2 protein-coding genes are annotated in these 11,992 nt (G+C 74.3%); both read left to right on the top strand.

Features of this window, described 5'->3' with window-relative positions; genetic code table 11:
• On the top strand, positions 1–7,551 hold the full coding sequence (locus ACZ4QV_RS22045) for an amino acid adenylation domain-containing protein (RefSeq protein WP_467763348.1): 7,551 nt from the start codon (positions 1–3) through the stop codon (positions 7,549–7,551).
• Entirely contained in the window at positions 7,536–11,981 is a 4,446-nt protein-coding gene (locus tag ACZ4QV_RS22040; protein WP_467763294.1) for an amino acid adenylation domain-containing protein, read from the top strand. Before ACZ4QV_RS22045 ends, ACZ4QV_RS22040 begins: the two co-directional genes overlap by 16 nt.
• The last annotated feature ends 11 nt before the right edge of the window (positions 11,982–11,992 follow it).

Raw genomic sequence — 11,992 nt, 5'->3', positions numbered from 1 at the left:
ATGCAGAAGGGCATGTTGTTCCACGCCCTGTACGACGCCGAGGCCACGGACATCTACCGGGGCCAGGTGGTCCTGGACCTGGACGGCCCTCTCGACACGGACGCCCTCAGGTCGGCGGGACACGCGCTGTTACGCCGGCACCCGACCCTCAGGGCCGGGTTCCGCACCCTGAAGTCCGGCGACACGGTGCAGATCGTCCCGCAGCGCGCGGACCTCCCGTGGCGGGAACTGGACCTGCGCCCCGTCCCGGCCGGGCGGCGTGCGGACGCCCTGGACGAGGCGGTACGCGCGGAGTGGACCCGGCGCTTCGACCTCGCGGCACCGCCCCTGCTGCGCCTGACCGCCATCCGTGTCGGCGACACCCGCACCCGCGTCGTGCTGACCGTCCACCACATCCTCTGCGACGGCTGGTCGACGTCGATCATCGCGAACGAACTGGTCGAGCTGTACCGCAACGGCGGTGACGAACACGCCCTCCCGCCGGTCACCCCGTACCGCAGCTACCTCGCCTGGCTGGCCCGCCGCGACGGCGCGGCCGCCGCCGCGGCATGGCGGCAGGAGCTGCACGGGGCGCGGCCCACCCTCGTCGCACCGGAGACGGGCCACCGCGCGCCGGTCGACCCCGACGAGGTACGGGTCGAACTGCCCGCCCCGCTGGTGACGGACCTCGCGGCGCTGGCCCGCCGCAACGGGGTGACCCCGAGCACCGTGATGCGCGGCGCGTGGGCCGTGCTGCTCGGCACGCTGACCGGACGCGACGACGTGGTCTTCGGCGGGACCACGGCCGGGCGCCCGCCGGAGATCCCGGGCATCGACACCACCGTCGGCCTGTTCATCAACACCCTGCCGGTACGGGCCCGCTGGTCGGCCACCGACACCGTCGCCCAGCTCCTCACCCGCCTCCAGGAGGCACAGGCGGCGCTGCTGCCGCACGAACACCTGAGCCTGGCCGAGGTGCAGAGCATCGCCGGGACCCGGACCCTGTTCGACACCCTGACCGTCTTCCAGAACTACCCCGTCGACCTCCTCGACCTGACCGGGACCACCGCACGCTCGGTGTCCGGTGACCTCGACCTGGCGAGCGTCGGCGGCCGGGACGCCGCGCACTATCCGCTGACGTTCACCGCGATGTCCGAACGTTTCCGGCTGACCTACCGCCCCGACCTCTTCACCCGCGCCGACGCACAGCTCCTCGCCGACCGCCTCGTGCGCGTCCTCGGGCAGCTCGCCGCCGGCCCGGCCACCCGGATCGGCGACCTCGACGTCCTCGTCGGCGGCGAACGGGACCGGCTGCTGCACGGCGTGAACACCGGCGCCCCGGGGCCCGCGCCGACGACCGTCCCCGCCCTCTTCGAGCGGACCGCGCGGCGGCGCGCGCGGGAAGCGGCGGTGGTGTCCGCGGCGGAGACCCTGACCTACGAGGAGCTGGACGCCCGGGCGAATCGATTCGCCTGGTACCTGCGTGCCAAGGGGGTGGCTCCTGGTGACCGGGTGGGTGTGGTGCTTTCGCGGTCGGTGGAGTTGGTTGTGGTGTTGCTGGGTGTGGCGAAGGCGGGGGCGGTGTTCGTGCCGGTGGATCTGTCGTATCCGGTGGAGCGGGTGCGGTGGTTGCTGGCGGATGCGGCTCCGGTGCTGGTGGTGGGGGAGTCGGAGGTGTGCGAGGCGGCGCTCGGGTCCTTCTCGGCCGATCCGCTGCCGGTGGGGGTGTCGCCGGAGTCGGCGCTGTATGTGATGTACACGTCCGGGTCGACAGGTGTGCCCAAGGGTGTGGTCGCTACGCACGGGGGTGTGGCGGGGCTGGCGCTGGACTCCTGCTGGGGTGACATCGGGCCGGGCCGCGTCCTGTTCCATGCGCCGCATGCCTTCGACGCTTCGACGTTCGAGCTGTGGGTGCCGTTGCTGAACGGCGGGTGTGTGGTGGTGGCTCCCGAAATGGGCCTGGGCGGCGCCGCCTTGTCCCGTCTGGTCGAGGAGTATGCGCTGACGGCCGTCCATGTGACGGCCGGCCTCTTCCGGGTGCTGGCGCAGGAGACCCCCGAGTGCTTCGCCGGTCTGCGGCATGTCCTGACCGGCGGCGACGTGGTGCCCGCCGAAACCGTGGCGAGCGTCCTGGACGCCTGCCCCGGAGTGACGGTACGTCACCTCTACGGCCCCACGGAGACCACCCTCTGCGCGACCACCCTCGCCGTCGAACCCGCCGCGAAGGTGCCCTCCGCCCTCCCCGTCGGAAGACCGCGGGACGGCGTACGGGTGTTCGTCCTGGACAGTTTCCTGCGGCCGGTTCCGGTGGGTGTCGCCGGGGAGTTGTACGTGGCCGGGCGGGGCGTTGCGCGAGGGTATCTGGGGCGTGCGGGGCTGACCGCGGAGCGGTTCGTGGCGTGCCCGTACGGCGGTGGGCGGATGTACCGGACGGGCGACCTGGTGCGCTGGGACCAGGACGGCCATCTCCTCTTCCTGGGCCGGGCCGACGACCAGGTGAAGATCCGCGGCTTCCGCATCGAACCGGCCGAGGTCGAGACCGTCCTCGGGCAGTGCCCCGGGGTGGCGCAGGTCGCGGTGCTGGCGCGGGAGGACCAGCCCGGCGACAAGCGCCTGGTCGCGTACGTCGTCGGCGAGGCCACCCGCATACGGGAGTTCGCGGCCGAGCGGCTGCCGGACCACATGGTGCCGTCGGCGACGGTCGTCCTGGACGTGCTGCCGCTCACCGTCAACGGCAAGATCGACCGGGCCGCCCTCCCCGCCCCCGACTGCACGGCGGCGGCAGACGCATCGGCTCGCGCGCCCCGCACGCCGCAGGAACAGATCCTGTGCCGGTTGTTCGCCGAGGTGCTGGGGCTGGAGGTGGCCCGGGTCGGCATCGACGACGGCTTCTTCGATCTCGGTGGGGACTCGTTGTCGGCGACGCGGCTGGCCAGCCGGGTCAAGGGGGCGCTCGGTGCGGAGATTTCCGTGCGGGCGCTGTTCGAGGCGCCGACGGTCGCCGGGCTGGCCGGGCGGCTGGACGAGTTCGAGGCCGTACGGCCGGCGCTGGTCCGGGCCGACCGGCCCGATCCGCTGCCGCTGTCGTTCGGGCAGCAGCGGATGTGGTTCCTGCACAGCCTCGAAGGGCCGAGCGCCACCAACAACATTCCCCTCGCCGTCCGGCTGAACGGAGAGCTGGACGGCACAGCGCTGGAGGCGGCCTGGGCCGACGTCGTGGCCCGGCACGAGACGCTGCGTACCCGCTACCCGGAGGACGGCGGCAGCGCCCGCCAGGAAGTCCTGGCAGCCGTACCGGCACGGATACCCGTGACCGCCGTCGCCGCGGAGACGGTGGACGCGGCGCTGGCCGCCGAGGCCGCCCACGGGTTCCGGCTCGACACGGACCTGCCGTGGCGGGTCACGCTGTTCGAGGTGGCGCCCGCCGAGCACGTCCTACTGGTCGTGGTGCACCACATCGCCGCCGACGGCTGGTCCATGGGCGTCCTGATGCGGGACCTGTCGGCAGCGTACGCGGCACGGTCCGAGGGCCGCGCGCCCGGCTGGGCGCCGCTGCCCGTCCAGTACGCCGACTTCACCCTGTGGCAGCGCGAACTGCTCGACCGGGGCACCGAGGACGGCCTGTTCGGCAAGCAGCTCGACTTCTGGACCCGCACCCTCGCCGACCTCCCCGAACAGTTGGCGCTGCCCTTCGACCGGCCCCGCCCCGCCACGGCCAGCCATCGGGGCGCGATGCTCCCGTTCACCGTGGACGCCGCCGTGCACCGGCGGTTCATGGAGATCGCCCGGCAGTGCGACGCGACGCTGTTCATGGTCGCGCAGGCCGCCGTCGCCGTGCTGCTGTCCCGGCTCGGCGGCGCCGAGGACGTGCCGCTCGGCACGCCCGTCGCCGGACGTACCGATGAATCCCTCGACGGCCTCGTGGGCAACTTCCTCAACACGCTGGTGCTGCGGACGGACGTCGGCGGCAACCCCTCCTTCACCGAGCTGATCGGCCGCGTACGGGAGACCGACCTCGCCGCGTACGCCCACCAGGACCTGCCCTTCGAGCACCTGGTGGACGTCCTGAACCCGGTCCGCTCGCTGGCCAGGCACCCGCTCTTCCAGGTCGCCTTCGCCCTTCAGAGCGCCCCGGACACGGAGTTCGCGGCACCCGGGCTCGACGCCGAGCCCGTCCCGGTCGGGCTGGCCTCCTCGAAGTTCGACCTGTCGGTGGTGCTGCGCGAGCGCCCCGACGGCGGCGGCCTCGACGGCTTGCTGGAGTACGCCACCGACCTCTTCGACCCCGCCACCGCACAGGCCCTGGCCACCCGGCTGGTGGAGGTGTTCGGCCGGCTCGCCGGCGACGCCCGGGTCCGGGTGGGTGATCTGGACATCCTGCTGGCCGGGGAGCGGGAGCGCCTCGTCTCGGGGGCGAACATCGGGCGGCCGGGCACCGGCGCCGCGGACCGCACGGTTCCCACCGTGTTCGAGGAGGTCGCGGCCCGCCGTCCGGACGCGCCGGCCGTCGTGTCCGGCGCGCTGACCCTGACCTACCGGGAATTGGACGCGCGCGCCAACCGGTACGCGCACCACCTGCACGCGCAGGGCGTCGGCCCGGGGGACCGGGTGGCGGTGCTGCTGCCGCGCACCGCCGAGCTGGTGACCGTCCTCCTCGGCATCGCCAAGGCGGGAGCGGTGTCCGTCCCCGTCGACACCAGCTATCCGGCCGAGCGGGTGCGCCACCTGCTGGAGGACTCCGCTCCCGCGCTCGTGGTGACCGAGGCCGGGACGCGGGAAGCGCTCGACGGTTTCCCCGCGTCCCCGGCTCCCGCGCGCGTGGCACCGGAGTCCGGCCTGTACGTGATGTACACCTCCGGCTCGACCGGGACGCCCAAGGGCGTGCTGGTCACCCACGGCGGTGCGGCGGCCCTCGCGCGCGACACCTGCTGGGGCGGCATCGGCACGGGCCGGGTGCTGTTCCACGCGCCGCACGCCTTCGACGCGTCCGTCTTCGAGTTGTGGGTGCCGCTGCTGAACGGGGGCTGTGTCGTGGTCGCGCCCGCCGTGGACATGGACGGCGGGACGCTCGCCGGGCTCGTCGCGGAGCACGCGGTGACGGCGGTGCACGTGACGGCCGGCCTCTTCCGGGCGCTGGCGCAGGAGACCCCAGAGTGTTTCGCGGGGCTGCGGCACGTGCTGACCGGCGGCGACGTGGTGCCCGCCGAAGCGGTCGCCCGGGTGGCCGACGCCTGCCCGCAGGCCGAGGTGCACCACCTGTACGGGCCCACGGAGACCACCCTGTGCGCCACCACCCACACCGTCGCACCCGGCACACAGGTCCCGTCCGTCCTGCCGATCGGCCGGCCGCGTGACGGCTTCGCGGTCTTCGCCCTGGACCGGTTCCTGCGGCCCGTCCCGGTGGGCGTGCCGGGTGAGCTGTACATCGCGGGGGAGGGCGTCGCGCGGGGGTACCTCGGCCGTGCGGCGCTGACGGCGGAGCGGTTCGTGGCGTGCCCGTACGGGGGCGGGCGGATGTACCGGACCGGCGACCTGGTGCGTTGGGACCGGGACGGGGACCTGGTCTTCCTCGGGCGGGCCGACGATCAGGTGAAGGTGCGGGGTTTCCGTATCGAGTTGGCGGAGGTCGAAGCGGTGCTCGGGCAGTGCCCGGGGGTGGAGCAGGCCGCCGTCGTCGTACGGGAGGACCGGCCCGGGGACAAGCGGCTGGTCGTGTACGTCGTCGGGGACGCCTCCGGGACGCGGGAGTTCGTGGCCGAGCGGCTGCCGGACTACATGGTGCCGTCGGCGACGGTCGTCCTGGACGCGCTGCCGCTGTCCGTCAACGGCAAGGTCGACCGGGCCGCCCTCCCCGCCCCCGACTACGCGGCGGCGGCAGCCGCATCGGCCCGCGCGCCCCGCACCCCGCTCGAAACGCTCTTCTGCCGCCTCTTCGCGGAACTCCTGGGCCTCGGAACGCCGGAAGGGGAAGCGGCAACCGGTACGGACGAGGAGCAGGACCAGCCGGAGGGGCAGGTCCAGCCGGCCCTCCCGGTCGCCGCGGACGCGAGCTTCTTCGCACTCGGCGGGGACAGCATCGTCTCCCTGCTGCTCGTCGCCCGCGCCGCCAAGGCCGGATACCGCATCAGCGCCTCGGACGTCTTCCAGCAGAAGACCCCCGAAGCCCTCGCCCTGGTCGCCGAGCCCGTCACCGAGGACGAGCTCCGGCACGAGGACGGCCACGGAACCGTCCCCCTCACCCCGGTCATGCGCGAGCTGACCGCACGCGGCGGACCGGCCACGCTGGCCGCCAGGTTCGCGCAGTGGACCGTCGTACGCGTCCCCGCCGACGCCGGGCAGGACCGGCTGACGCAGGCCGTCGAGAAGGTGGTGGCCCACCACGCGATGCTCCGGGCCCGCCTGGTCGTCCCGGACGACGCCGAACCGTACCTGGAAGTCGGCGACGCGGCACCCGTACCGGACCGGGTCCGGCGGGTGGACGCCGAGGGGCTGACGGAGCAGGCACTGGAGGAGCTGATCGACACCGAGGCGCGGGCGGCGTCCGGCCGCCTCGACCCGCGGACCGGCACCACCCTGCGGGCCGTCTGGTGCGACCGGGGGAGCGGACGGCCGGGACGGCTCGCGGTCGTCGTCCACCACCTGGTCTTCGACGCGGTGTCCTGGCGCATCCTGCTGCCGGACCTCGCCGCGGCCTGGACGGACCCCGACGGGAGCCTGGCACCGGTCGCCGCCTCGTTCCGCACCCACGCCCGGCAGGTGGCGGCGGCCGGCCCGCCGCGGGCCGCCGGTCCGGCGCAGGGCACCGAAGGACAGCTACGGCAGCGGACGTTCACCGTGCCCGCGCGCACGGCGTCCGCGGTGCTGACCACCGTCCCCGCGGCCTTCCACGCCACGACGGGCGACGTCCTGCTCGCCGCGCTCGTAGCGGCCCTCACCGAGGAACGGCCGGGCCCGGTCGACCTCGACATCGAGGGGCACGGCCGCGACGGCGACCTGGACCTGTCGCGCACGGTGGGCTGGTTCACCACCCTGCGCCCGGTCCGGCTGGACGCGGGCAGCACCGACTTCGACGAGGTGCGCGCGGGAGGCCCGGCCGCCGACAGGCTGCTCAAGCGGGTCAAGGAACAGGCCGCCCAGCCGTACGGGGGCGGGCTGCCCGCGCCCACGGCCGGGTTCAACTACCTGGGCCGGTTCTCCGTCGCGGGCCCGGAGGCGGGCGACTGGCAGCCGGCCGGACCCCGCTCCATGGGCGCCGACGCGGACCCGGAACTGCCCGCCCTGCACGCGCTGGAGTTCGGCGGCCTGGTCCGCGACGGCGACGCCGGCCCGGAACTGGTGCTGCTGGTGTCCTGGCTGGCGGGCGCCCTCACCGAAGACGCCGCGGTCCGGCTGGCCGACCGCTGGACCGGCCTGCTGGCCGGCCTGGCCGCACTCTCCGAAGCACCGGACGCGGGCGGCCTGGTCCCCTCCGACCTGCCGCTGGTCGACCTGACGCTGGGGCAACTGGAGGCGCTGGAGGACGACTTCAACGAAGAACCCGGTGGAGGAGGTATGCCGTGGACCGCCGCATAGAAGACGTGTGGCCGCTGACACCGCTGCAGGAGGGGCTGCTGTTCCACTCCCTGTACGACGGGCAGGCCGAGGACACCTACGTCGTCCAGGACGTCCTGGACATCGAGGGCGACCTCGACACGGCCGCGCTGCGGGCGTCCTGGCAGGCCCTGGTGGTCCGGCACGCCACCTTGCGCGCCTGCTTCCGCCAGCCACCGGGCCTCGAACACCCCGTCCAGGTCATCCCGGCCCGCGTAAAACTGCCCTGGCGGAACGTCGACCTGACCGGCAGGCCGCCCCAGGACGCCCTCGCCGAGGCGGAACGCCTCGCGGACGAGGAACGCGCCCGGCGCTTCGACCTGGCCGTACCGCCGCTGCTCCGGCTCGTCCTGCTCCGGCTCGGACCGGCCCGGCACCGCCTCGTCCTCACCAACCACCACATCCTGATGGACGGCTGGTCGCTGCCGACCCTCCAGCACGAGCTGTGGACCCTCTACGAGGCGGGCGGCGACCCCTCCGGCCTGCCGCCCGTGACGCCCTACCGCGACTACCTCGGCTGGCTGAACGCCCAGGACAAGGAGTCGGCCCGCGCCGCCTGGCGGGCCGACCTCGCCGGGCTCCGCGAGCCGACACTGCTGGCACCGACGGCCGGCCGGCCGCCGTCCGCCGGGCACGGCCAGGTGCACACGAAACTGGACCGGCAGACCACCACGGCGCTCACCGAACGCGCCCGCCGCCACGGTCTGACCCCCAACACCTTCGTCCAGGGAGCCTGGGCGCTGCTCCTCGGCCGCCTGCTGGGCCGGGACGACGTGGTGTTCGGCGCGACCGTGGCAGCCCGGCCCACCGAGCTGCGCGGCGTCGAGTCCATGCTCGGGCTCTTCATCAACACCGTTCCGGTACGGGTCCCGCTGACGGCCTCCCGGCCGGTGTCCGCACTGCTCGCCGAGGTGCAGACCCGGCAGGGCGCGCTGATGTCCCACCAGTACCTGGGGCTCAGCGAGATCCAGAAGGCCGGCGGCCCCGGAGCCGGGTTCGACAGCCTGCTGGTCTACGAGAGCTTCCCGCGCGGCGCGCCCGCGAAGGAGAACGGGCCGCCGCTGAAGCTCACCCCCGTACGCGGGCACAACGTCAGCCACTACCCGGTCAGCCTGGCCGCCTTCCCGGGCCCCGAGCTGCTGTTCCTCCTGACCCACCGCCCGGAGCTGATCAGCGCCCGGAGCGCACGGCTCCTCGCCGCACGGTTCACCCGCATCCTGCACCAGGTGGTCGCCGACCCGGACTTCCGCGCCGGCGACCTCGACATCCTCGTCGACGGCGAACGGGAGCGGCTGCTGCACGGCGTGCACACCGGCCCCCCGGGGCCCCCGCCGACGACCGTCACCGGCCTCTTCGCACGGACCGTACGGCAGCACCGGCACGACATCGCCGTGGTGGCCGGAGAGACGACCCTGACGTACGGCGACCTCGACGCCCGCGCCAACCAGGTCGCCCGGCATCTGCACACGTCGGGCGCCCGGCCTGGGGACCGGGTGGTCGTCACGCTCGCCCGCTCACCCGAACTGGTCGTGGCCCTGCTGGGCATCGCCAAGGCGGGTGCGGTGGCCGTGCCGGTGGACACCGCACAGCCGGCCAGGCGGGTACGCACGCTGTTCGAGAACGCCGCGTCCGCCGTCGTCCTGACGGAGACCGACGTCGAGGACGCGCTGCGCCACCACTCCGGCGCTCCGCTCACGGCCCCGGTTGCACCGGACTCCGGCCTGTACGTGATGTACACCTCCGGATCCACCGGGACACCCAAGGGCGTCGTCACCACCCACGGCAACGTCGCCGCCCTCGCCCAGGACACCTGCTGGGACGGCATCGCCGCCGGCCGCGTCCTCTTCCACGCCCCGCACACCTTCGACGCCTCCACCCTCGAACTGTGGGTGCCGCTCCTCAACGGCGGCCGGGTGGTGATCGCGCCACCGGCCGACCTCACCGCGAAGACACTGGCCCGCCTGGTCACCGACCACGGACTGACGGCCGTGCACCTCACGGCCGGGCTGTTCCGCGTCCTCGCGCAGGAGGCCCCCGAGTGCTTCGCCGGTCTCCGGCACGTCCTGACGGGCGGCGACGCGGTACCGGCCGAGGCCGTCGCCGGTGTCCGGGGCGCCTGCCCCGACGTCACCGTCAGTCATCTGTACGGGCCGACCGAGACCACCCTGTGCGCCACGGTCTTCGTCGTCGGGCCCGGCGCGCCCGCCCCGGCCGTCCTGCCGATCGGCGGGCCGCGCACCGCGGTACGGGTGTACGTGCTGGACGCGGCGCTGCGGCCGGTGCCGCCCGAGGTCACCGGGGAGCTGTACATCGCCGGGGAGGGCGTCGCGCAGGGATACCTCGGCCGTGCGGCGCCGACCGCCGAACGGTTCGTGGCGTGCCCGTACGGCGGGGGACGGATGTACCGGACCGGCGACCTGGTGCGTTGGGACCACGACGAGAACCTGGTCTTCCTCGGGCGGGCCGACGACCAGGTGAAGGTGCGGGGTTTCCGTATCGAGTTGGCCGAGGTCGAAGCGGTGCTCGGGCAGTGCCCGGGGGTACGGCAGGCGGCGGTGATCGTGCGCGAGGACCGGCCCGGGGACAAGCGGCTGGTCGTGTACGTCGTCGGGGACGCCTCCGGGACGCGGGAGTTCGTCGCCGAGCGGCTGCCGGACTACATGGTGCCGTCGGCGACGGTCGTCCTGGACGCGCTGCCGCTGACCGTCAACGGCAAGGTCGACCGGGCCGCCCTGCCCGCCCCCGACCACCCGTCCGGCTACGGCGGACGCGGCCCCGGCTCGCCCGCCGAAGAAATCCTCTGCGCCCTGTTCGCCGAAGTCCTGGGCGTGCCACGGGTCGGCGCCGAGGACGGGTTCTTCGACCTCGGCGGCGACTCGCTGCTGGCGACCCGCCTGGCCGGGCGCGTCCAGGCCGTCCTGGGCAAGGACCTCGAAGTGCGGGTGCTCTTCGAGGCGCCGTCCCCGGCCGCCCTGGCCGCCCGGCTGGCCGGCACCGGCGACCGGCACGGACCGGCCGCGGGGCCGCGCCCCGACGTCATACCGCTGACCCCCGGCCAGCGGTCCATGCTCTCCGGCGAGAGCCGGTACAACATCCCGCTGACGGTCCGCCTCGGCGGCCCGCTGCGCACGGACGCACTCGAAGCGGCCTGGCACGACGTGCTGACCCGGCACGAAGCCCTGCGCACCCGCTACCCGGAGACCGGCGGGCAGCAGGTCACCGACCCCGGCCGGACACCGCTGACCGCCGTCCCCGTCACCGAGGACGAACTGCCCGGGGCGCTGGACACGGCCCGCGACCGGCCCTTCGACCTGGCCGCCGGGCCACCGAGCAGGGCGGCCCTCTTCGCCCTCGCACCCGACGACCACGTGCTCCAGATCGTGGTGCACCACATCGCCGCGGACGGCTGGTCGACCGGGCTGATCGCCCGCGACCTGTCCACCGCGTACACCGCGCGGGCGTCCGGCGGCGCGCCCCGGTGGGCGCCGCTGCCCGTCCAGTACGCCGACTTCGCCGTACGCCTCGACGAGCAGACGGCACGCGTGGACGAGCCGGACAGCCCGTTCGGACAGCGCCTCGCGTACTGGACCGGCGTACTCGCCGACCTGCCGGAAGCGCCCCTGCTCCGCCGGGACCGGACACCGCCGGCCGAACCCACCGGCCTGGGCGGCAGCGTCCCCTTCGCGATCGACGAGGCCGCGCACCGGGCACTGCTGGAGACCGCCCGGCGCGAACGGGCGACCCTGTTCATGGTGCTGCGGGCGGCCATCGCCGCCCTGTGGGCGCGGCGGGGCGCGGTGAACGTACCGATGGGCACGGTCTCCGCGGGCCGGGCCGACCACGCGACGAGCGACGTGGTGGGCCTGTTCGCCGACCACCTGGTGCTGCGCGCGGACGCGGACGGCGACCCGACGTTCGCCGAACTCGTCCGGCGGGTCCGCGCGGCCGACCTCGCCGCCTACGCCCACCAGGACCTGCCGTCCCAGCTCGTCGAGGAACGCCTGGGCCGGCGCCCGTTCCAGATGATCACCGGCATGGAGAACCTGCCCGAACCGCCCTGGGCCCTGCCGGGGCTGACGGCACAGCCCCTGCACCCCGCGCACCGCAACCGGGGCGCGGCCCGCAGCGAACTGGCCGTCACCCTGCGCGAGCTGCGGGTTCCCGGGAGCGGCCCGGCCGGTGTCGAAGGCGTCGTCTGGTACAGCACCGACGCGTACGAGCGACCGACTGCCGAGGTGTTCGCGGCCGACCTGACCGGCGTCCTGCGGCAGGTCGCGGCGGAGCCCGCGGCCAGGATCGGCCGGCTCCGGACGGATCTGACCGACCTGCCGGACCTGCCGGCCTTTCCTGGCACCGCACCCACCGCACCGGCGGACGGTGCCCTCCGCCAGAAGGCGAGCGACCGTACATGACCGGACACCCC

This window comes from Streptomyces sp. NPDC026394 (assembly GCF_055567735.1).
Note: the sequence above shows the minus strand (reverse complement) of the source record. Positions and strands in the feature narration are given on the sequence as shown.